The following is a 22,252-nucleotide window of genomic DNA, read 5'->3' on the forward strand; positions in this document are numbered from 1 at the left end:
CGCACGATCATGGGCAGTTTTAGGAGATGCGACGATGCAGCTTGTCTTCACCAAGAGAGAGCCGCCGCAATGGCTCCTCGATATGTGGAAAGAGATCGACGACAAGACCTTCGGCAAGGGCTTCGATTGTTTCACGCCGGACGCGATCTGCAATCTCGGCGTGGCGGACTGGAAAGGCCGCGAAGCGATCCGCGCCAACCTCAAGGCCTTCAGCGATACCGGATTCACCGCCCGGCATCATGTCAGCGAATATTGGGATGGCGGAGACTTGAAAATATTCCGCGGCATCGTTGACATGACGCCCGACGACGGCGCCGGCAGCACAATTCATCCGACGATGACGCATTTCTTCTACATGGACGAGGCTGATGCCACGAAAGTGCGCCATTGGATCGGCGCGGTCGGGCCCACCTCCTTCGGATAGGCGGCGATCACGCGGGTTCATTTGAACTGGACCCGTCGTCCGTTCTGCGCCAAAAGGCGCCGATGCTGCATCTCAATGAACTGACCTATCGGCTCGGGCCGCGCGTCCTCTTCGACAAAGCGACCGCTGCGCTGCCGGAGCGCGCGCGGGTCGGCTTCGTCGGCCGCAACGGCGCCGGCAAGACCACGCTGTTTCGGATGATCGCCGGCGATCTATCGCCGGATTCCGGCACGATCTCGATACCGAAGCAGATGCGTCTCGGCCGCGTCGAACAGGAGGCGCCGGGCGGCCCGACCACGCTCGTCGATTTCGTCCTTGCCGCGGATAAAGAACGCGCCGCGCTCCTCGCCGAAGCCGAGACGGCGACCGATCCGCATCGCATCGCCGACATCCAGATCCGGCTTGCCGACATCGGCGCCCATGCCGCGCCGTCGCGCGCGGCCCATATTCTCGCTGGTCTCGGCTTCGACCACGCGGCGCAGAACCGGCCGCTCTCCGAATTTTCCGGCGGCTGGCGCATGCGCGTCGCCCTCGCCGCCGTGCTCTTTTCCGCGCCGGACCTGCTGCTGCTCGACGAGCCGACGAATTATCTCGATCTCGAAGGCACGCTCTGGCTCATCGAGTATCTGGCGCGCTATCCGGCCACGATCCTTGTCATCAGCCACGACCGCGACCTGCTCGACGCGGTCGCCGACCACATTTTGCACCTGGACCAAGCCAAGCTCACGTTATGGCGCGGCAATTATGCGAGTTTCGAGCGCCAGCGGCGCGAGCAGCAGGCGGTGCTTGCCAAACAGAAGAAGAAGCAGGACGCGCAGCGGGCGCATCTGCAAGCGTTCGTCGATCGCTTCCGCGCCAAGGCGACCAAGGCCAAGCAGGCGCAGGCGCGCCTTAAAATGCTGGCGAAAATGGAGCCCATCGCCGCCATCGTCGACGGCGACGTCCTGCCCTTCTCCCTGCCGTCGCCGCAAAAGCCGCTGCGCCCGCCGATCGTGCGCATGGACAACGCCGCCGTCGGCTATGGCGAGACGCCGGTTCTGCAACGGCTCTCGCTCACCGTCGCCGAGGACGATCGCATCGGCCTGCTGGGTTCGAACGGCAACGGCAAATCGACCTTCGCCAAGCTCGTCGCCGGAAGGCTGCAGCCGATGAGCGGCCTCGTCGAGCGTTCGGCAAAGCTCGATGTCGGTTTTTTCGCCCAGCACCAGGTCGATGATCTCAACGAGGCGGCGACGCCCTATCAATGCGTCGCCGATCTCATGCGCGGCGAGCCGGAGGCGAAAATCCGCGCCCGCTGCGCACAAATCGGCTTTCCCAACATCAAGGCGGATACCAAAATCGCCCTGCTTTCCGGCGGCGAAAAGGCACGCCTGCTGATGGGTCTTGCGAGCTTCAACGGCCCGCATTTGCTCATCCTCGACGAGCCGACCAACCATCTCGACATCGACAGCCGCGCCGCGTTGATCGAAGCGATCAACGATTATGAAGGCGCGGTCATCCTCGTCTCGCACGATCGCTATCTGCTCGACGCTTGCGCCGACCGATTATGGGTCGTCGGCGACGGCCGCGTCGCGCCGTTCGACGGCACGATGGACGATTACAAGCGCCTCGTGCTCTCTGCCCGGGGTGAAACGCCGGTCTCAGCCAAGTCCGAGACAGCGCCGTCTCAGGCCCCGGCCCGCAAGGCCGCGCCGCTCAAAAAGCGCCTTGCCGCGGCGGAAGAGAAAATGGCCAAGTTTCAAGATCTGCTCGCCCGCGTCGATCAGGCGTTGGCAGCGCCCGGGGCCTTCGCCACGGCGCCCGACCAAGCGGCCCAGCTTGCCCGCCAGCGCAATGATTTGGAACGCGCCCTCGCTGCCGCCGAAGATGAATGGCTGCTGCTCAGTGCCGAAGCCGAGCCGACACGCTGAACCTTCAGATGAAAAAGAAGCGTGCTAGGCCGGCGTTTGTTGATTCTGAACATAAATTTGGTGGACAATAGAATATCCTTTTCCTATGCCACCCGGGCATTGGTGACGAACCCTGAATATGTTGACCAAAAAAGGAAAATACGGCCTCAAGGCCATGGTTCATCTGGCCGGCCGGCCGCCGGGGGAGCCGTCGCTCGTCACCGACATCGCCACGTCGAACGACATTCCGAAGAAATTTCTCGACACCATTCTCGGCGAATTGCGCAACGCCGGCTTTGTCAATTCCAAGAAGGGCAAGGGCGGCGGCTATACGCTAGCCCGCTCCGCCCAGGATATCCGCGTTGGCCATATCATCCGCGTGCTCGACGGTCCGCTGGCGCCGATCCAATGCGCCAGCAAGACCGCCTATCGGCGCTGCGATGATTGCACCGACGAAAAGCGCTGCGGCGTCCGTCTCGTCATGCTCGAAGCCCGCGAAGCCATCACCCAGATCCTGGACAATCGGACGCTGGCCGATATGCGTGCTCTGGCCTTGAGCGGCGAGCAGGAATTCACCTATACGATCTGACACGTGCCCGATGCGAGACGATTGTCGCCATCGGACCAGGCCCTGCCGGCGCATTATAGCGTCTGCAAATAATTAATTAAAACAAACTGGAAGGCGATTTCTTTCAAATGTCAGTTGAACCCAAGGTCCTGCTCAGGTCGCTGTTTGACGCTGCCATTTCCGCCGCCGATCCCGCCCGTGTTCTGGCGCATTATCTGCCTAAGCCGCCGAATGGCCGCACGATCGTCATCGGCGCCGGCAAGGGGGCGGCTTCCATGGCCCGCGCGGTCGAGGCGGCTTGGCCCGGCAAAGTGTCGGGCGTCGTCGTCACCCGCTATGGCCATCATCTGCCGACCCGCGACATCGAAGTCCTCGAAGCGAGCCACCCAGTTCCCGACGCCGCCGGCCTTGCCGGCTCGAAGCGCCTTCTCGCCGCCGTCGAAGGTCTGAGCCAGGACGATCTCGTCATCTGTCTCATCTCGGGGGGCGCTTCGGCCCTGCTGCCGCTGCCGCTCGACGGCCTCGATCTCGCCGACGAGCAGAGCCTCAACAAGGCGCTGCTCAAATGCGGCGCCACGATCAGCGAGATGAATTGCGTCCGCCGGCACCTCTCCGCCATCAAGGGCGGACGGCTGGCCGTCGCGTGCCATCCGGCGAAGCTCGTGACTTTGCTGATCTCGGACGTCCCGGGCGACGAACCGGCCGACATCGGCTCCGGCCCGACGATCGCCGATCCGACGACCTGTCAGGATGCCCTGGCGATCATCGCCCGTTATGGCATCGCGATGAACGACAAGGTTCGCGAGGTTCTGACGAGCGGCCGCGGCGAAAGTATCAAGCCGGGCGATCCGCGCCTCGAGAACAGCGACGTCAAGATGATTGCCACACCGCAAATGGCACTCGAAGCCGCCGCCGAGGTCGGGCGCGCGCATGGCCTGCCGACCTATATCCTCAGTGACCGGATCGAGGGCGAGGCGCGCGATGTCGGCAAGGTGATGGCGGCAATCGCCCGCCAGATCGCCCGGCATCAGCAACCCTTCGCGGCGCCTTGCCTGTTGCTTTCGGGTGGCGAGACGACCGTCACGGTGCGCGGCAATGGCCGCGGCGGGCGCAACGTCGAATTTCTGCTGTCGCTCGGCGTCGCACTCGACGGCCATAAAGGCATTCACGCCATCGCCGGCGATACGGATGGCGTGGACGGCCTTGAAGATATTGCCGGCGCCTACCTTGGTCCGGATACGCTCGCGCGCGCCTGGACGCTCGGCATCAAGCCGCCGGACGCGCTTGCCGACAATGACGGCCACGGTTTCTTCGAAGCTTTGGGGGATAGCGTCGTCACCGGCCCGACGCTGACCAACGTCAACGATTTTCGCGCGATTCTGATTACCGCTGAGGCTGCCGAGGAGCCGCGCTAGCCGGCCAAGTGCGGATGCTTCATGAAGGGCTCCGCATCGACACCGAAAAGCTGCAGGCTCTCGATGAAAGCCTCGGACGGCTGCTTGAACTGCAGCTGGTGCCCGTCGGCCTGCCACGTCGCCAAGGCGGACAGAAGCACTTGAAGGGATTGCGCGCCGAGCCGCTCAACCGCGCTGGCATCGACGATAATATCCGCGCCGCGATGCGCCAAAAGCTGCTCCGCCAGCGGCGTCGTCGCCTTGAGGTCGAGGACCGGTTCAAGCGTGAGCGTCGTCACCCCATCATGATCTTCCCGTTCCGCCACAGTAAACGCCTCCGATATTGTGCAAAACCCATCCCGGTTTTTGCCGGCCGAACATTACCAGCCGCTTCTGCTTATGGTGCTGGCGGATCGACACGGCGGCTATTTTTGTCAACAGCCTTTCCAAAATCTGACCAGATGCGATGATCACGATCCTTGTCACAGGCTTCGGCGAATTTCCGGGCGTGCGGGATAATCCGTCGGCTGCTTTGATGCGCAGTCTAGCGGCACGGCGCGACCATTTCGCTAGGCTCGGCATCCGGCTCGAAACGCATGTGCTGCCCGTCGTCTATGCCGGTCTTGCGGCGCGTCTGTGCGCCCTTGCCGCGGACAAAACGCCGGATGCGATCCTTCATTTCGGCGTGGCGGCGCGACGAAAGATCATTTCGGTCGAGACCCGCGCGCGTAATTGCCGCCATCCCGGCGCTGCCGATGCACAAGGCGAACGGCCCGCGTCCGGCATCATCGATGCCGCCGGTCCCGAGACCATCGCGGTGCGCGTTCCGGCAGCGCGGATCGTCGCGAGACTCCGCGCCGCCGGCCTCGCCGCGACGCTGTCTCACGATGCCGGACGCTATCTCTGCAATGCGACGCTCTACGAGACTTTGCGAATGCGACGCGACGTCCCGGCGGGCTTCATCCATATCCCATTGCCCCGCCGCTATCGTCGCACGCGGGATTTGGCCGGCATCGTCGCCGCGGCCGAAATCGCCATCATCACGATCACCGCTGATCTGCGTCGGAGGCAGCCCGTCGTTCCCGCGTCGCCATGCGGCACATAGAATTTGCAATGGCGCGCCGGGTCATGGATAAGGACGCTATGCAGGCCGCTCATGGGCGGAGCGACAATCCAGGCGGACGCTCCCCGCTTTCCGCGTACGGCGACAAGAGCAAGAGCGCGAACTCTCCACCGGCGGACGGATGAGCCCTGTGCTTGCCAATTTCATCATCCCGATCCTGGAAATCATCTGGATCGACATTCTGCTCTCCGGCGACAATGCGGTCGTGATCGCTTTAGCCTGCGCCGGCCTGCCGAAGGCGCAGCGCTTGCGCGGCATTGCGCTCGGCACGGCGGCAGCGATCGGCCTACGGGTCGTCTTCACGCTTGTCTTCGTCAGCCTGCTCAATTTGCCCTTCATCAAATTGCTCGGCGGTCTTTTGCTTCTGTGGATCGCGGTTCAGCTGGCGCGCGACGAGCGCGGCGAAAAACCGGTCACCCAGCAGACGTCGATCTGGGGCGCGGTGCGGGTGATCGTCATCGCCGATGCAGTCATGTCGCTCGACAATGTCGTTGCCATTGCCGCCGCCTCGAAGGGGTCGGCCCTGCTCGTCCTCTTCGGGCTCGGCCTTTCGGTGCCGCTGATCATCTCCGGCTCGACCTTGCTGCTCGCGCTGATCAAGCGCTTCCCGGTCCTGGTCTGGGCCGGCGCGGCGATGCTCGGCTTTATCGGCGGCGAGATGATCGGTAACGAATTCGCCGCGGGCATGCCGCTGGTGCCGGATCTCGCCGTCGCGCATGGGCGCTATTTCATGCCGCTCTGCGGCGCGGCCGGCGCAATTCTCGTCCTGCTGATCGCGCTTTTATGGCCGAGAAAAGAGGACGCAGCGATTTAGGTATCGGGCGAGGGCGTCAAGCCATCACCTTGGCGATTTCGGTGCGCAGCAGCGGCAGGACCTCTCCCTCAAACCAAGGGTTGCGCGTGATCCAGGCATTGTTGCGCCAAGAGGGATGCGGCAAAGCGATGATCCGCGGCGTCAGGCGCGCGTGGCTTTTCCAATCGCTGACGATATCGGCCAGAGTCGCGCCCTTCGGCAGCGAATGGCCGACCCGCGCGAAATGATAATCCTGCGCATAGCGACCGATCGCGATGATACAAGTGACCTGCGGCATGAGATCGAACAATTGGTCATGCCAGAGCTGGCGGCATTCGCGGCGCGGCGGCAGGTCGGCCTTCTGCGCATTGAGGCCGGGAAAGCAGAAGCCCATCGGCACGATAGCGATGCGCGATTCATCGTAGAAGCTCTCGCGCGAGACATTCATCCACGCCCGCAACCGGTCGCCGGAGGGATCATTATAGGGGATGCCGGTGGCATTGACCCGGGTGCCCGGAGCCTGGCCGGCGAGCACCAGCCGCGCCGTCGTCGAGACGCGTAAAACAGGCCGCGGTTCTTGCGGCAATTGTGCCGGCGCCGGCAGATCGCGGCAGAAGCGGCAGGCGCGGATGCGGTCGGCGTAAGCCTTGAGATCAGAGGTCGAGGCTGAGCCCGTCGTTGGCAACGCTGAGTCCGGCAGCCTGCATTTCGGGGATTTTTGCAATGGCAGACGGGCCCAAATGCGTGACGAGGATGCGCTTGGCGCTGAACCCCTTCAGCTTGCTCTTGAGCTGCGGCCAATGCAAATGATTCGGGATCGGCTCATCGCCCGAGGAACACTCGACGAGGAAGAGGTCGGCGTCGGCGGCAATCGCATAGAGCACGTCGGTCCACGCCGTATCGCCTGAATAGGCGAAGACATGCTTGCCATCGGAAAGCCGCATGCCCGTCGGCATACTGCCCGGCGAATGGATCACATCGAACGTCTCAAGGCTGAGACCGGCAACGGTGATCTTGCGGCCACCGGGAATTTCGCGAACTTGCCAAGCAAAGCTCCAATCGGCCTTGGGGCTGCCGGGAAAGAACAGATCGAGCATGTCCTGCAGCCGCGCTTTGAGCCCGGGCGGCCCGACGAACAGCAGCGGCTTGCGGCGATGCGCGACAAATTGCGCATGCAACAAGAGCGATGGGATGCCGCCGAAATGATCGCCGTGGAGATGGCTGATCACGACTGCGTCGATATCATTGCTGTCGAAGCCGAGCTTCTGCCAAGCTGTCATGGAGCCGGAACCGAAATCGACCACCACGGTCGCGGCCCGGGCATCAAGCCGGATGCATGTGTGGGCACGGCCGCCCGAACCGAAGGCATCGCCCGAACCGACGATCGTGATCTTCATGCCATCAACAGACGCCGGATGGTGGGGGGTCGCTTTGTTGCTCGGGTCAAGACCGAAGGAAGCAACCGGATCGGAAAGAAACGACATGGGCCTATCCAAAGGAAGGTGGACATTTCCTCGCGCAACGCGCACGCCTTTCGCGCCCCTCCGGCACGATCAACTATAGCGAAAACTATCCTTAACCAATATTTGGAATGCAAGATGTGCGGGATGGCACAATGATCCGGACGTTTTAGCGCCGGTTGATTGACTCTATCTTAACGATTCTATCAGGCGACCGTTAATCTTTCTTCGCCACACTCTAACGAAAACTTGCGCGCGGTTTTACAAATCGACGGATTTTTCCAAGGATGACCGAAGTCACCGCCGAGATGATCGAGCGCGGCCGCGGCACTGACCCGAGGGTCGCGACCGAGCGCCGGCGGCTGGCTGCAAAGGTCCGCGAGGCGCGCGAAAAGCTCACCTCCTCCGGCTCCGGCCATCGTGCCTTCGACGTCGAACTGCTGCAACTTTATGCCAAGGGGCGGAAAGGGTCGTCACTCACCTTCGCACTCTTTGCGCTTGTCGCGGCGCTCGTCGCCCTCGCCTGGGCGCCGCTCGGCCGCTTGTTGGTCTGGCTCGGCCTCGCCCTCGTCGTTACGGCCGTTCTGCATCAACTCGCCAAAAAGTTTCTCTCGCTCGAGTCGGCACGGATCAATGTCGGCAATTGGCGCGGCAATTTCGTCATCGCCGAAGTGATGCAGGGCATCGTCTGGGCGCAGATGATCGGCGCGCTGGGCGAAACCGGCGATCCCAACGCGCGCACCTTCGTGCTGGTCATGCTACTGCTCATCGCCGCGATGAATGCGACGATCACGGCGTCGATTCCCGTCGCGGTCTATGCCGGCCTTGCACCGATGACGGCGGCAACGATTGCTTTTCTCTGGCCCGCCGACCTGAGCGACCGGACAATTCCATTGGCCGTTCTCGCCTGCGGGACGTTGCTCTACTTCGCCGTGCTGGCCAAAAAGCTCTACGCCCGCTCGGTCGATTCGCTTTCCTTTGAAACGGAAAAGGATGAATTGATCGCCGAGCTGGAACAGGCGAAGATCAACAGCGACGTGGCGCGCCGCCGCGCCGAGGAAGCCAATCTCGCCAAATCGCGCTTTCTCGCCACCATGAGCCATGAATTGCGCACGCCGCTCAACGCGATCCTCGGCTTCTCCGAAGTCATGCAGGCGGAATTGTTCGGCGCTCACAAAGTGCCTTCTTACAAGGAATATTCGAAAGACATCCATTCGAGCGGTCAGCATCTGCTGGCGCTGATCAATGAAATCCTCGATTTGTCGCGCGTCGAGGCAGGCCGTTACGAGTTGAAGGCGGAGCCGGTTGCGCTCAACGCCGTCATGGACGAGTGCCGCCATCTGATCGCCTTGCGGGCCAAGAAGCGCGACATCACGATCATTGAATCCTCGGAGCCGGCACTGCCGCGCATCTGGGCGGATCAGCGCGCCGTGCGCCAGGTCGCGCTGAACCTTCTGTCGAACGCCGTGAAATTCACGCCGCCGGGCGGAACGGTGACGATCAAAGTCGGCTGGACCTCGACCGGCGGTCAATATTTTTCGGTCAAGGACACGGGCCCCGGCATTCCGGAGGAAGAAATTCCGATCGTCATGTCATCTTTCGGCCGCGGCACGCTGGCGCAAAAGAATGCCGAAGAAGGCTCCGGCCTCGGCCTGCCGATCGTCAAAGGCCTGGTCGAATTGCATGGCGGCACGTTTACGTTGAAGTCGCGTGTCCGCGAAGGCACGGAAGTCATTGTCATCTTTCCGCCTGAACGGGTGATGGACGCGCTACCGCAACTCGATCCGAAAGATTTGGAGCTGTCGCCCGCGCCCGAGGCGCCGCGCCAAGCCCGCACCGCCGCCTGAATTTCCGCCTCACCCCCACCACATTCGACAGGCCTATGCCGTTCGGCGCGCTTGGAGACTGGCCATGATCAGTGCGGCGAGATTTTTGGCTCTGGTTTTTTTCGGCTGGGCTTGCATCGCGCTGCCGCTTGCGGCGCAAGAGGCCAAGCATAGCACCGCCGCCCCGCATGCGCCGGTCGAGACCACGCCCCCCAATCCGCTGCCGCCTGCCTCCACAACCTCGCACGTCCTGAAGCTTGGCGACCGGACAATCGATTTCACCGCCAAGGCGGGCGCGATCCGGCTCAGCGATGCCAATACCGGCGCGCCGGTCGCCGACATTGCTTACGTCGCTTTCCTGAAGAACGGCGAGGATCCGGCAAAGCGGCCGATTACCTTCGCTTTCAATGGCGGCCCCGGTGCGGGCTCGGCCTGGCTCGATCTCGGCGCGCTCGGGCCGTGGCGCCTGCCGCTCGAAGACGGCAAGCTGCCGCCCTCCGCGCCGCCCCTTCCCGTCCCCAACGCCGAGACCTGGCTCGACTTCACCGACCTCGTCTTCATCGACGCGCCGGAAACCGGTTACAGCCGCACGCTCAATAAGGACGCGGCGAAAAATTTTCGCAGCGTCGAGGGCGACATCAATGCGCTCGCCGTGGTCATCCGCAAATGGCTTACGGAAAATCACCGGCTCGAAAGCCCAAAATTCATCGCCGGCGAAAGCTATGGCGGCTTCCGCGCGCCGAAACTGGCGCGCCGCCTGACGGACGCCGAAGGCGTCGGCGTCAACGGCATCATCATGATCTCGCCGGTGCTCGATTTCGGCTGGTTCAACGGCACCAACAATCCGCTGATTTTCGCGACCCGCCTGCCCTCTCTGACCGCGGCGGCGCGCGACCTCACCGGCCTCGATGCGCGGGCGAAACTCGCCGACGTCGAAGCCTATGCCGCGGGCCCCTATATCGTCGATCTGCTGCGCGGCGAAGCCGATGCAGCGGCGCTTGCGCGGGTGAGCGACAAGGTTGCGGGCTTCACCGGCCTCGATCCGGCGCTGGTGCGCAAGCTTGGCGGGCGCATCGATGCCGCAACGTTCGAACGCGAGCGCGATCGCGCCGAAGGCCGTGTCGCGAGCGCCTATGACGCGCTTGTCACCGGCTTCGATCCGCATCCGCACGCGGCGCGCAGCACCTATGCCGATCCGGTGCTCGATTCGTTGAAAGTACCGCTGACCAGCGCCATGTCCGACCTCGCCGCGAATGAGCTCAAATGGTTCGTCGACGCTCGCTACGAGATCCTAAATGAAAGTGTCAGCGAAAACTGGGATTGGGGTCACGGCAATGCCGAAGCGTTGAGCGATCTCAAGGAAGATTTGGCGCTCGATCCGCATTTTCGCGTTCTTGTCGCGCATGGCGCGACCGACCTTGTGACACCCTATTTCGCCTCGAAACTGCTGCTCGATCAGATCGCGCCGATGGGCGATAAAAACCGTGTGCGGCTCGTCGTCTATGGCGGCGGCCATATGCTTTACGCGCGCGATCAATCCCGCGCGGCGCTCCGCGACGATGCGCGCAAATTGATCCAGGACAAGTAGATAGCCCGCGCCGGATTCCGCTCTATTCAGCATTAATATTTACGCCGACGATACGAACGGCTGTATTTGGCTTGGCCGCTTGCCTATAAGTTGAATTGATTTTTGACTAAACTTGTTCTTTCAAGGAATTCCATGAATATGGCCACGCTCGGCGTATCGGGGCGCAGCGCGATATTTCCGAAGCTCCTTTTGTGCCTAGCGGTCGGCGTTGCAGGGCTGATTGCCGGACGGCTGTCCCTAGAGCGGCCGTCGGAAAAGGCGCTCGCCGCACCGCGTCGCGACCTCACCGACGCCGAAAAGAAAACCATCCTCGCCGCCCTCACCGCAACGTCGATGGATCCAACACCTGCCGGCGTCGACTGGCCGGCGCTGATCCTCCTCAGCCGTGACGGAACGAGCGATTATTGCGGCACCTTCGGAGACGGCAAAGACAAGATCGCGTTTTATGCGCAACTCGCATTTCCAAACGCCGACCCGCGGGAAAGCCTGAGCCGCGTCGCCTTCATCGCTGTCGCGATGCCCGAAGATTTGCGCGCCCGTCACATCGTCGGCACGGTCTGCCTGCGTTATGGCTACGGCCCGATCACGCCGGCTGCGCCCTGAGGTCCGTGGCGTCGCGTTTTGGCGGCCGGCCGAACATGCGCGCATATTCGCGGCTGAATTGCGAGGCGCTTTCATAACCCACCCGATAGGCGGCATGCGCGACATTGGCGCCGCTATCGATCAGAAGGCGGCGGGCTTCGAGAAGCCGCAACTGCTTTTGATATTGCAGCGGTGTCATGGCCGTCAGCATCTTGAAATGCTGGTGGAATGACGAGGCACTCATGCCCGCCACCGCGGCGAGTTGCTCGATCCGGATCGGCTTGGAAAATTGTTCGCGCAGCAGATGGATCGCGCGGGAAATGCGTTGCGTATGGCTATTCGGCAGGGCGAGCGTGCAAACCTCGCCGCCATGCGGCCCGGTCAGCAGCCAGAAGCAGATTTCGCGCATGACCGCCGGATAAAGGACGGGGATTGCTGCCGGACTTTCGAGCAAGCGGATGAGCCGCGTCAGACAATCGGCGAAAGGCTCGCTCAGATTCGCGACGAAAACGCCAAAGCCGGCTTCGCCGCTCTTCGGCGGCGGCGCCTCGAGCGCGCTCATGACGTCGCGCAAGATGCTCATGTCGAAATCGAGATAGAAAGCGAGCAGCGGCGTCTCGGCGCTTGCCTTCGTCACACGCCCAAAGGCCGGCAAAGCGACGCTGATCACCAGATATTGCATCTCCGCGTATTTGAACAACCGGTCGCCGAACAAAACTTGCTTGGCGCCTTGTACGACGACGCAAAGCGACGGCCGATAGACCGTTGGATTGGGCAGAATTTCCGTCGTGCTGCGCATCAGCGTGAGGCCGTCGATCTCCGTCGCATAAAGGCCGTCGGCATAGCCCTTCTTGGCGAAGTAAGAGCGGATGGCGTCTTTCAAAGCATGGGACATCGGATGGGAACTCTGAGCCATTCTGCTTTCAAAAATAGAGTCCGACGGCCAAACCTCCAAGCCGGATTGGAGGATCAGGCAAGTTTTTCGGGAGTTTCGGCAATGACGGCCGCGCCCGCCGCGCCCATATCGGGGCCGAATTCTCGCAAGCCCCAATTCTCGTAAACATGGAGCCCGCAATGACGCATACGCAGAAAATCGCCCTCATCACCGGCGGCAGCCGCGGCCTCGGCCGCAACACCGCCATCGCCGCGGCGGCGCGCGGCATCGATGTCATCTTCACTTATCGGACCAATCAGGCCGAGGCGGAAAAAGTCGCCGCCGAAATCAAGGCTTCGGGCCGCAAAGCGCTCGCGCTGGCGTTGGATACCGGCGACACGTCGCTTTTCGCCGCCTTCGCGGACACGATCGCGACGGCATTGCGCGACACCTGGGGCCGCACGCATTTCGATTACCTCGTCAACAATGCCGGACACAGCGCCCCCGGTTCCATCGAGACGATGAGCGAAGAGGATTTCGACGGCCTCTATCGCGTGCATTTGAAAGGTGTCGTCTTCCTCACGCAAAAGCTCCTGCCGTTGATTGCCGACGGGGGGCGCATCGTGAACCTATCGAGCGGCCTCGCCCGCTTCAGCTTCCCCAATTACTCGGCCTATGCCTCGATGAAGGGCGCGATTGAGGTGTTCACGCGCTATCTCGCCAAGGAGCTCGGGCCGCGCCAGATCGCCGCCAACGTCGTCGCACCGGGAGCGATCGAGACGGATTTCGGCGGCGGCCGGGTACGCGACAATCCCGAACTCAACAAATACGTCGCCTCGGTTACGGCGATGGGCCGCGTCGGCGTGCCGGACGACATCGGGCCGATGATCGCCAGTCTGCTCGGCGATGAAAACCACTGGTTGACCGGGCAGCGGATCGAGGTTTCAGGCGGGATGTTCCTCTGACATTTTGGCGGCGGCGCGCTTGATCGAGAAGACCGCGCTCGTGCGCGCAGCCGTGCCGGCGTCGCCGAAATCCGTCACCTCATATTCGGCACGCCGGCACAGCCGGGGCAACGGCAGAAAGGCACGGCCAGGATCGCCAATGAGAACGTCGCGGCCCGCGCTGGCGCATCGGTCGAGAAAGGCCATCACACGCGCGGCGAGAGCCGCCTCGTAAAACAGGTCGCCGACGAGGATGATGTCGGCGGTGGGAACCGGCCCGGCAAGCGCATCGCCGCCGATCGCCGTCAAGGTGACATCGTTTGCCGCCGCATTGAGGCCGAGCGCGACAAGCGCATAGCGGTCGATATCGGCGGCGAAGACCTGCCGGGCGCCAGCTTTTGCCGCGGCAATGCCGACGAGGCCGGACCCGGCGCCGAGATCGAGCGCACAGCGCCCGGCGACGGCCGCCGGCTCATTCAGAAGATATCGCGCCAGCGCGATGCCGCCCGCCCAGGGATAGGCCCAATAGGGCGCGGCGAAGCCCTGCTTTGCCGATTGCGCCAGCCGCCATAAGCCGCTTGCGGCCTGCGCGCGATGAAGACGGATCTGGGGAATCGCATTGACCGGCGCCAGCGGCAAATGCGCCTTGATGAACGCTGCCGCGTCCAGCTCGGTGAGGGTCGGCTTGCGCTTCGGCAATATCAACCTGCGGCAAATCGCGCATGTAATCTAGCGACCGCGCTGTTATGGCGGCTGGCCTTCGGCCTCCTGCCGCAGGATGCCCCGCGAAGGTAGCCCCGATGAATCCTGTTTTTGCCTATCTCGTTCTCACCATTGCTGCCGCGCTCGAAGCGGGCGGCGATGCGATCGTGCGCAAGGGTCTTCACGCGTCGGGTACACCGGCGCGAGTCGGAATTTTTGCCATCGGCGCGGCTGTTCTTTTTGCCTATGGCCTCACGGTGAATTCACCGCCTTGGGATTTCGGCAAGCTGCTCGGAATCTACGTCACGCTGTTCTTCGTGATCGCGCAACTCGTCAATCTCGTCTTCTTCGGCGCGCGGCCCGACCTTCCCATCTTCCTTGGCGGCGCATTGATCGTCGCCGGCGGCCTTGTCATCACCTTCTGGCGCGCAAGTTAGCCCGTTCAGCGGTGCTCACCAAGGCCGATGCCGAGAATACCAGCGCGGCGCCTGAGTGCGCCGACGGTGCGCTTCATCTCCTTCGCAATCTTGGCGACAGGCGTCCTAGCCTTGGAGTGCGCCTTGAGATTGCGAATATCGTCCTTGGTCCAAGGTCTGATTACGCGGCGCGTCGTCTTCTTCGCTTTTGCCGTTTTTGTCGCTTTCGCCGTTTTCACAGCTCGCCTTGCCATTCACGGATCCTCCTGTGCTAGCTTGAGTTAGCATTGCGACAGACCACTCGCAAGAAAAGTTATGTCCGTCTTATTGTTTTCCACTTTCGTTGTAGGATTACGAGGTCATGCACGCGTAATTGCAAGCATGCAACAGACAAAGAACACGCCGCGCCGGCCATAATGACGACAGAAACCTCGGTGAGAGGGCTTGATGTCTGCGTTCAATCGATTCGAGTCGTGCTCTCTGTATCTTAGTCCGGCACATGCCGCGCCGTCGGCGCTCGGCGTACCCATTCTTCGATTTTCGACGCTCGATGAAGGGCTCACGTACTTCAAGCTCAAGATCAAGCCCGAGTCGTGGCACTTCTATCGGCTCGTCACCGAAAGCGGCGCAACACTCGAAGCGGCGGATATAGCGCGCACTATCCCTCGCGACGAATCTTGATACTTGCAAATGATTGTGAGCATTACCGAACTCTCGATTCGTAGAAGGATCGAGATTTTCGGTCCTGCGCGCAATCGTCCCCTGACCGCCGATGTATGAACGCCGCTGTACAAGGGCGAAGGCGCAAGTCCTGTTGTTCGGCGATTGCCGCTTCGGCGCTTCGGTGCCGGGCATTTCCCAACGAAATATTCGAGTGCATGCGGGGAATGGTAGTCTCGATACGTAGCGGACTGATGGACATGTTTATGGGGCTCCGCCGCACGACGAATTGCGGTGGCGTGTTTGCATCGGCCGAGAAGCTAAGAGCCAGGGCATGCACGGCGTTGCTCGCTTCGATGATCGCCTCGTCCCGTTCCGCGCAAGCGACATTGATCGCCGTACTGATGAAAGCATCCGGCTAGCGGATCGCGGCCACCGGGCCGATCGAGCGGTCCACCCCCTAGCGCGCGGAGGAAGCCTCGCTGCCTCGGGGCGACCCCCTTGGGTCTGGAGGGGACGGGCGGCCGAACGTCCAGATTCGCCAAGTAATGCGAAGCACAGCCCGCATCGAATCCGACCATCCGGCACTTAAAATAAGCTTTATGCCACTATATCAGCTGATGACCGCGATCTCTAAACCAGGTTTTAGTTCGCCGGCCATAGAAGAAGCGCTTAGCTGAACGAATATTTCGATTGAAGCACGCAGCTTTGCGCTGCCGCTCCAATGAGGATGGAAAGCACGCGATGAAAGCGATGTCTCTTCTCGCCGCCGCGCTATCGTGATCCGTTCGGCACCGATGACGTCGAACCGTCGCCGGTCACGGATCGGTAACGACGTTCGCACTCTGCTTCGACATTTCGCAACTTCAGATGATGTCGGCGGCGATTCGTTTCGCCGCTGGCCCTCCTCCGACATCACCGCCTCATTCATGATTCGTTAGGCCTGCGTCGAATGCGCTTCCCGCGCCGCGGTGCCTCGCGCGGATAGGCCCGCATATCCGAACACGAATGATCACCGGCCGGTCATACAAAGTGATCGAACCTTCGGCCAGGCAGCAGTGTTGATCGGGGGCAATGTCAAGGCAGGACCGCTACGTCGGCTTTGGGACGGAATTCGTTCAAACTCAAAGTTTTAGCGGAACTGGCGGAAGGGGTGGGATTCGAACCCACGGTGGGCTTTCACCCACGGCGGTTTTCAAGACCGCTGCCTTAAACCGCTCGGCCACCCTTCCTTGATGTGCGTTATGGCACGGCTACGGCGCAACACTAAAGCGACATTCTGCATCGGCTGGTTTCGAGCATTCGGGGGTTAAGGAAACTTTGACCAGCGCCGTGCCATACAGGGGGCCGGAGAGCGAATTGGCGGCATAGGCTTTTCAGCATGCGCTTCCGCTTCGCACCTTCGGATTTGGTGACGGAAAGTTGATACGGCAGAGCCTCTGCCTGTCTCAAGTTCACGCGACCAAATTGCTCCCCGGGTCTGCCATATTTGCGCCCTCAATATCGCTTGTTAGCAACACTAACTGGCGGCGGATTGAGGCTTGTCTATCGGCAGCGTTGCATAAGTACTACAGCGCGGCGCTAAACGGGGTTTAGACTTAGTTTTCGAACTTAGGTCTATTGATCCAGCCATCAGTTGGAATTAGCTGGCTTCATGTGCCAACTCGAAGAGGGGATTCCTGATGTTGCGTAAGATAATTGCGACGACGGCTTTGACGGCCATTTCGTCGGTCATTCTCGGCTCCGTCGCAATCGCGGCCGATCTGCCGAGCACCAAAGGCCCGCCGGTCTATGCGCCGCCGCCGCCGCCGGCTTTCAGCTGGTCGGGCGTCTATATCGGTGGTCAGGTCGGTTATGACTGGGGCACCACCGGCGTCGATGACCTCGCGCCGTTCCCGCGCCTGAGCCAGTCCGGCGTCATCGGCGGCGCGCACATCGGCTATAACTATCAGGTTTCGCAGTTCGTCTTCGGCCTCGAAGGCGATGTGAACGGGGCCTCGACGCGCGCCAGCAACACTTCGGCCGGCCTCTTCTATGGCCTGCACGAGAACGAGGACTTCTCGATCCGTGGCCGTATCGGTTACGCCTTCGACCGCATCCTCGTCTACGCAACGGGTGGTGGCGCCTACGGCAACTTCCACACCTCGTATAACGACGGCGTCGCGTTCGACAGCTTCAACAACGGCCACTTCGGCTGGACGGTTGGCGGCGGTATCGAATACGCCATCGACAACAACTGGTCGGTCCGTGCGGAATACCGCTACACCGACTACGGTCGTCAGACCGACTCGCCGGTCTTCTCGGATGTCGACGGTTTCGTCACCCACCACATCCGCGACAACCGCGTGCAGGCGGGCTTCTCGTACAAGTTCGACATGTTCGCGCCGCCGGCGCCGATCGTGTCCAAGTACTGAGATCGGCTTTTCAGCGAATCGGAAAACCCGGCCCTTGTGGCCGGGTTTTTCTTTGGGCCGTGGCGCCCTTTCGGCCCGGGCCGATCCGGCCGCTGTTTTCTGAGGCTTGCGGCGGCGGCGCGGACATGGCACTTGACCGCGATGACGCGTGAGCCCTCGGCGGCGGAGCCCGCCAATCCGCCCAAAATTTCCTTCGTCTCGCTCGGTTGCCCCAAGGCCCTGGTCGACAGCGAGCGAATCATCACCCGGCTGCGCGCCGAAGGCTACGAGCTGACCCGCAGCCATGCCGGCGCCGACGCGGTCATCGTCAACACCTGCGGCTTCCTCGACAGCGCCAAGGCCGAATCGCTCGCCGCCATCGGCGCCGCGCTCGACGAAAACGGCAAAGTGATCGTCACCGGCTGCATGGGAGCCGAATCGGAGACGATCCGCGCTGCCTATCCCCATGTCCTTTCGATCACGGGACCGCAGGCCTATGAGAGCGTCGTCAACGCCGTCCATGCGGCAATTGCGCCGCCGCACGATCCGTTCGTCGATCTCGTGCCGGCACAAGGCATCAAGCTCACGCCGCGCCACTACGCCTATGTGAAGATTTCCGAAGGCTGCAACAACCGCTGCTCCTTCTGCATCATCCCGCGGCTGCGCGGCGATCTCGTTTCGCGATCTGCCGCCGATGTCCTGCGCGAGGCGGAAAAGCTCGTTGCCGCCGGCGTCAAGGAACTGCTGGTCATCTCGCAGGATACCGGCGCCTATGGGCTCGATCTGCGTTATGCGGAAAGCACGCTCGGCGACCGGCAGGTGCGCGCCAAATTCATCGACCTCGCGCGCGAGCTCGGCAGTCTCGGCGCCTGGGTGCGGCTGCATTATGTCTATCCCTATCCGCATATCGACGAGGTGATCGGCCTAATGGCCGAAGGCACAGTGCTGCCCTATCTCGACATCCCCTTGCAGCACGCAAGCCCGAGCGTCTTGAAGGCAATGCGGCGCCCGGGCGATCAGGAAAAGACGCTCGATCGAATCAAGGCTTGGCGAGCCGCCTGCCCGGATCTCGCCTTACGCTCGACCTTCATTGTCGGCTTTCCCGGCGAGACCGAAGCGGACTTCGAATTTCTCCTCGCCTGGCTCAGCGAAGCGCGGCTCGACCGGGTCGGCGCGTTCAAATACGAGCCCGTCGCCGGCGCTGCGGCCAACGATCTCGGCCTGCCGCCGGTCGCAGCGGAGATCGCGGAAGAGCGCTATCGTCGCTTCATGCAGCACCAGCAGACGATCAGCGCCAATTTGCTCAAACGCAAAACCGGACGGCATCTACACGTTATCATCGACAAGGCCGGCACCACGGTGGCCGAAGGCCGCAGCAAGGCCGACGCGCCGGAGATCGATGGCAAGGTCTATGTCGCAAGCCGCCGGCCGCTTCGTCCCGGCGACATCGTCCTGGTCAAGATCGAGCGCGCCGACGCCTACGACCTTTACGGCACCGCCGCATAGCCTATTTCGCCTCGTTGCCGCCGGGGGTCGCCGACGGCGGAATGACCGGCGTCTCGCTCGGACTCTGAGGCGGCGGTTTCTTCGTCATATCTGGATCGTTGTCATGCTTCGGCGTGATGATTCCATCGCGCGGCGGATTGACGGGACCCATATGCTGCTTTTCCGGAATGGTCGTGTTCGGCTTAGCGGCCGAGCCCGGACTTTGCGCCCAAGCCGCGATCGGCGGCGCGGCCGCCGTCGATGCGACAATCATCAAAACCGTGCCGGACCGCGACAGTCTGTGAGTCTCTGGCATGAGCGGCGTCTCCTGTGGGGAGGACGAACGCCTGTCTCACGCGGCTGTTCCAGCGCGGCCGCAGCCGCTCAAGGCTGGTGCGTCTCCAAATCGACCCCGTCCTTCTTCGCCAGGGCCTGATCGGAGAGCTGCGTCTCGAATTTCTTCTCGTGCTGGCGCAGCACGACGAAGAAGGCGACGATGACGCCAACGGCAAATAAAAGGCCGACCACACCCAGCGGACCGCTGACGCGCGTCATGGCATCGCCGAAGAAATAGCCGCCGAGCCCCATCACCGCCGCCCAAGTGACGACGCCCGCCGCATTGAACAGGAAAAACAGCCGGAAATCATAGCGATTGAGACCGGCGAGCAGCGCGGCAATGACGCGCAGGACAGCAACGAACCGCCCGAAGAACACGATCTTGCCGCCGTGGCTTTGAAAGAGATGCCGGCCGAGCGCGAGCCGGTTTTCCGTCAGCCCGATCCATTTGCCGTACTTGCTCAGGAATTCGGCGCCGATGGCGCGGCCGATCCAATACCCGCCCGTACCCCCGAGGATGCCGCCGGCGATCGCAACCAGCAAAACCGTCGCAATATCGAGCCGCCCGGTCGCACCGGCATAGATCGCTGCCAGCACCAGCGCCGTCTCGCCGGGCAGTGGCGACCCTGCCCCTTCCAGCAGCACAACCATAAAGACGACCGCATAACCGTGGCGCGCGATCAACGGGTGGAAATCGATCCCAAAAAACAAATGACCTCCTAAGCGGGCATTGCGGGCATCGGCTTGAAAGCGCGATGCGGCTTCGAAAATTCCATGTCTTCGAAAAGACCTAGGCACACCATGCGAGACTTGCGACCGGATGTTGAGGGCCGCCGCCGCACCCGAGCCGCGGCCGATATCACATCATTATCTTGTGATATATAACAATTGTCACAAAATTCTGGCAAAATCCCGCGGCTCGACCTATATCCCTATCCGCTCCTTCAGCTTTTTGGGAAAACGCGGCGTGATGCAAGTCGTTTCGGCAAACCGGCTCAGCGACGGATTGGTCGTCTACCTCGATTCGAAGGGGAATTGGGTGGAATCGCTCGCGGGCGCGGCGGTTTTTTCGGCACAGCCGGAGATCGAGGCCGCGCTTCAACAGGCCCAGGCCGCCGTGGCCGAGAATAAAGTCGTCGAAGCTATTGCCGTGCCGGTCGAGCAAGGCACAGATGGGCTGCATGCGATCAGCCTGCGCAACGCCATTCGCGAGCTGGGACCGACCGTTGCTTATAAGACATCGCCGCACGATGGTTTTGGATCGAATCGATCCAAAACCATGGACGTGATCGATTCTAATAATCCAGGGCGGGATTTACGCGAAAAACCGGTGTCCACTTTTTCGCATCCCACTCTGACGGCGCGGAGCTGACATGTATCGTTACGATGAATTCGATGCGGCCTTTGTCGCGGAGCGAGTCGCGCAGTTCAAAGACCAAGTCGCGCGCCGGCTGTCCGGCGAATTGACCGAGGATCAGTTCCGGCCGCTCCGGCTGATGAACGGCATCTACCTGCAATTGCACGCCTATATGCTGCGCGTCGCGATCCCCTACGGGACGTTGTCGCCGCGCCAGTTGCGCAAACTCGCGCATATCGCCCGGCGTTACGACAAGGGCTATGGCCATTTCACCACACGGCAGAACATCCAATTTCATTGGCCGGCGCTGGCCGATTGCCCGGACATTTTGAGCGAGCTCGCCAGCGTCGAAATGCACGCCATCCAGACGTCGGGCAATTGCGTCCGCAATGTCACGGCCGACCAATTCGCCGGCGCCGCCGCGGACGAGATCGAGGACCCGCGGCCCTATTGCGAACTGCTGCGGCAATGGTCGTCGCTCAATCCGGAATTCTCTTATCTGCCGCGCAAATTCAAGATCGCGATCGCCGGCGCGCCGCGCGACCGGGCCGCGATCCAGGTGCATGATATCGGCTATCACATCGTCCGAAATGCGGACGGCGAGATCGGCTTTGCCGCTTACGTCGGCGGCGGTCTCGGCCGCTCGCCCTTCGTCGCCTATAAGATCCGCGATTTCGTCCCCAAGGCCGATCTGATCAATTACACAGCCGCGATTTTGCGCGTGTATAATCTCGAAGGTCGCCGCGACAATAAATTCAAGGCGCGCATCAAGATTCTCGTGCACGAGAAAGGCGCCGAGGCGATGCGCGAGGCGGTCGAAGCCGAATTCGCCCGCAGCCGCGACCCGGACGTGGTGCTGACACCGGCGATCATCGACCGGGTCAAGAGCTATTTCGCCCTGCCCGATCTGCCGTCGCGGCTCGTGCCGGCGCAGAATTTCGAAGCCCGCCGGGCGCAGGACGCCGACTTCGCCCATTTCGCCGCCCAAAACGTCGTCGCGCATAAAGTGGCGGGCTACGGCGTCGTCTCGATTTCGTTGAAGCCGATCGGCGGCATTCCCGGTGACATCACGGCCGAGCAGATGGAGACGGTTGCCGATCTCGCCGCGACCTATGCGCATCACGAGATCCGCGTCGCGCATGAGCAGAATCTCGTCTTGCCGCATGTCGCGCTCGACGACCTGCCGGCGGTCTACGACCGACTGAGGGCCGCGGGGCTCGCCACCGCCAACATCGGCCTCGTCACCGACATTATCGCCTGCCCCGGCCTCGATTATTGCTCGCTGGCGACGGCGCGCTCGATCCCGGTCGCGCAGCGCATTTCCGAGCGCTTCGGCGACAACGGCCGCGCCGCCGAAATCGGCGAGCTGCACATCAATATTTCCGGCTGCATCAATGCCTGCGGCCATCACCATGTCGGCCACATCGGCATTCTCGGC

At 62.2% G+C, this 22,252-nt stretch carries 23 protein-coding genes and 1 tRNA gene; 16 read left to right on the forward strand and 8 right to left on the reverse strand.

Annotated elements, in window-relative coordinates; translation table 11 throughout:
- Positions 1-34 precede the first annotated feature (34 nt).
- The 4 genes from Q0025_RS09210 to Q0025_RS09225 all read left to right on the forward strand — a co-directional run bounded on the left by Q0025_RS09210 (position 35) and on the right by Q0025_RS09225 (position 4,296).
- On the forward strand, positions 35-424 hold the full coding sequence (locus tag Q0025_RS09210) for a nuclear transport factor 2 family protein (RefSeq protein ID WP_297298237.1): 390 nt from the start codon (positions 35-37) through the stop codon (positions 422-424).
- Between the two features lie 62 nt (positions 425-486).
- On the forward strand, positions 487-2,334 hold the full coding sequence (locus Q0025_RS09215; protein WP_297298239.1) for an ABC-F family ATP-binding cassette domain-containing protein: 1,848 nt from the start codon (positions 487-489) through the stop codon (positions 2,332-2,334).
- A 118-nt stretch (positions 2,335-2,452) separates the two neighbouring features.
- Entirely contained in the window at positions 2,453-2,902 is a 450-nt protein-coding gene (locus Q0025_RS09220) for an Rrf2 family transcriptional regulator (protein ID WP_297298241.1), read from the forward strand.
- Between the two features lie 107 nt (positions 2,903-3,009).
- Entirely contained in the window at positions 3,010-4,296 is a 1,287-nt protein-coding gene (locus Q0025_RS09225; protein ID WP_297298243.1) for a glycerate kinase, read from the forward strand.
- On the opposite strand, the gene Q0025_RS09230 is transcribed toward Q0025_RS09225, so the two are convergent.
- Positions 4,293-4,601, reverse strand: coding sequence for an STAS domain-containing protein (locus Q0025_RS09230; RefSeq protein WP_297298245.1), 309 nt, complete (start codon positions 4,599-4,601; stop codon positions 4,293-4,295). The genes Q0025_RS09225 and Q0025_RS09230 overlap by 4 nt on opposite strands.
- A 140-nt stretch (positions 4,602-4,741) precedes the next feature.
- Here Q0025_RS09230 and Q0025_RS09235 point away from each other — a divergent pair, with 140 nt between their 5' ends.
- Both Q0025_RS09235 and Q0025_RS09240 read left to right on the forward strand, forming a co-directional pair.
- Positions 4,742-5,380, forward strand: a complete 639-nt coding sequence (locus tag Q0025_RS09235) for a peptidase C15 (RefSeq protein WP_297298247.1) — start codon at positions 4,742-4,744, stop codon at positions 5,378-5,380.
- A gap of 139 nt (positions 5,381-5,519) precedes the next feature.
- Positions 5,520-6,212: a TerC family protein gene (locus Q0025_RS09240; RefSeq protein WP_297298249.1), complete on the forward strand. Its 693-nt coding sequence runs from the start codon at positions 5,520-5,522 to the stop codon at positions 6,210-6,212.
- Positions 6,213-6,228: 16 nt separating this feature from the next.
- On the opposite strand, the gene Q0025_RS09245 is transcribed toward Q0025_RS09240, so the two are convergent.
- Positions 6,229-6,876, reverse strand: a complete 648-nt coding sequence (locus Q0025_RS09245; protein ID WP_297298250.1) for a uracil-DNA glycosylase family protein — start codon at positions 6,874-6,876, stop codon at positions 6,229-6,231.
- Positions 6,845-7,675, reverse strand: coding sequence for an MBL fold metallo-hydrolase (locus Q0025_RS09250; RefSeq protein WP_297298252.1), 831 nt, complete (start codon positions 7,673-7,675; stop codon positions 6,845-6,847). The genes Q0025_RS09245 and Q0025_RS09250 overlap by 32 nt, the downstream gene beginning before the upstream one ends.
- 263 nt (positions 7,676-7,938) lie before the next feature.
- Here Q0025_RS09250 and Q0025_RS09255 point away from each other — a divergent pair, with 263 nt between their 5' ends.
- From Q0025_RS09255 to Q0025_RS09265, 3 genes are all read left to right on the forward strand, one after another.
- Complete coding sequence (locus Q0025_RS09255) at positions 7,939-9,498, forward strand: HAMP domain-containing sensor histidine kinase (RefSeq protein ID WP_297298254.1); 1,560 nt, start codon at positions 7,939-7,941, stop codon at positions 9,496-9,498.
- Between the two features lie 64 nt (positions 9,499-9,562).
- A complete protein-coding gene (locus tag Q0025_RS09260) occupies positions 9,563-11,065 on the forward strand; it encodes a peptidase S10 (RefSeq protein ID WP_297298255.1) in 1,503 nt (500 codons plus the stop codon).
- Positions 11,066-11,197: 132 nt separating this feature from the next.
- Entirely contained in the window at positions 11,198-11,668 is a 471-nt protein-coding gene (locus Q0025_RS09265; RefSeq protein WP_297298257.1) for a hypothetical protein, read from the forward strand.
- Here Q0025_RS09265 and Q0025_RS09270 read toward each other — a convergent pair.
- Positions 11,649-12,542 carry an AraC family transcriptional regulator gene (locus Q0025_RS09270; RefSeq protein ID WP_297298282.1) on the reverse strand — a complete coding sequence of 298 codons (894 nt, stop codon included), beginning with the start codon at positions 12,540-12,542 and terminating at the stop codon, positions 11,649-11,651. The genes Q0025_RS09265 and Q0025_RS09270 overlap by 20 nt on opposite strands.
- Positions 12,543-12,721: 179 nt before the next feature.
- On the opposite strand from Q0025_RS09270, the gene Q0025_RS09275 reads away from it, so the two are divergent.
- The gene (locus Q0025_RS09275; RefSeq protein WP_297298259.1) at positions 12,722-13,486 is read left to right on the forward strand and encodes an SDR family oxidoreductase; all 765 of its coding nucleotides are present in this window, start codon (positions 12,722-12,724) and stop codon (positions 13,484-13,486) included.
- Here Q0025_RS09275 and Q0025_RS09280 read toward each other — a convergent pair.
- Positions 13,466-14,164 (reverse strand): methyltransferase, encoded by a 699-nt coding sequence (locus Q0025_RS09280; protein ID WP_297298261.1) that lies wholly within the window; start codon positions 14,162-14,164, stop codon positions 13,466-13,468. The genes Q0025_RS09275 and Q0025_RS09280 overlap by 21 nt on opposite strands.
- A 101-nt stretch (positions 14,165-14,265) precedes the next feature.
- Here Q0025_RS09280 and Q0025_RS09285 point away from each other — a divergent pair, with 101 nt between their 5' ends.
- Entirely contained in the window at positions 14,266-14,604 is a 339-nt protein-coding gene (locus Q0025_RS09285; RefSeq protein WP_297298263.1) for a hypothetical protein, read from the forward strand.
- 426 nt (positions 14,605-15,030) lie between these two features.
- Complete coding sequence (locus Q0025_RS09295; protein WP_297298267.1) at positions 15,031-15,264, forward strand: hypothetical protein; 234 nt, start codon at positions 15,031-15,033, stop codon at positions 15,262-15,264.
- 1,121 nt (positions 15,265-16,385) lie between these two features.
- Here Q0025_RS09295 and Q0025_RS09300 read toward each other — a convergent pair.
- Positions 16,386-16,475: transfer RNA gene (locus tag Q0025_RS09300), tRNA-Ser, on the reverse strand.
- 480 nt (positions 16,476-16,955) lie between these two features.
- Between Q0025_RS09300 and Q0025_RS09305 the strand changes: the two genes are divergently transcribed.
- The gene (locus Q0025_RS09305) at positions 16,956-17,657 is read left to right on the forward strand and encodes an outer membrane protein (protein ID WP_366939429.1); all 702 of its coding nucleotides are present in this window, start codon (positions 16,956-16,958) and stop codon (positions 17,655-17,657) included.
- Positions 17,658-17,798: 141 nt separating this feature from the next.
- A complete protein-coding gene (gene rimO / locus Q0025_RS09310) occupies positions 17,799-19,142 on the forward strand; it encodes a 30S ribosomal protein S12 methylthiotransferase RimO (protein WP_297298271.1) in 1,344 nt (447 codons plus the stop codon).
- Position 19,143: 1 nt separating this feature from the next.
- On the opposite strand, the gene Q0025_RS09315 is transcribed toward rimO, so the two are convergent.
- The gene (locus Q0025_RS09315) at positions 19,144-19,437 is read right to left on the reverse strand and encodes a hypothetical protein (protein WP_297298273.1); all 294 of its coding nucleotides are present in this window, start codon (positions 19,435-19,437) and stop codon (positions 19,144-19,146) included.
- A gap of 68 nt (positions 19,438-19,505) precedes the next feature.
- Complete coding sequence (locus tag Q0025_RS09320; protein WP_297298274.1) at positions 19,506-20,168, reverse strand: DedA family protein; 663 nt, start codon at positions 20,166-20,168, stop codon at positions 19,506-19,508.
- 109 nt (positions 20,169-20,277) lie between these two features.
- Between Q0025_RS09320 and Q0025_RS09325 the strand changes: the two genes are divergently transcribed.
- Together Q0025_RS09325 and Q0025_RS09330 are read left to right on the forward strand one after the other, a co-directional pair.
- Positions 20,278-20,829 (forward strand): DUF2849 domain-containing protein, encoded by a 552-nt coding sequence (locus Q0025_RS09325; RefSeq protein WP_297298276.1) that lies wholly within the window; start codon positions 20,278-20,280, stop codon positions 20,827-20,829.
- Between the two features lies 1 nt (position 20,830).
- A partial coding sequence (locus Q0025_RS09330; protein WP_297298278.1) for a nitrite/sulfite reductase occupies positions 20,831-22,252 on the forward strand: 1,422 nt, incomplete at its 3' end.

Source organism: uncultured Methylovirgula sp., assembly GCF_947646745.1.
GTDB lineage: Bacteria > Pseudomonadota > Alphaproteobacteria > Rhizobiales > Beijerinckiaceae > Methylovirgula.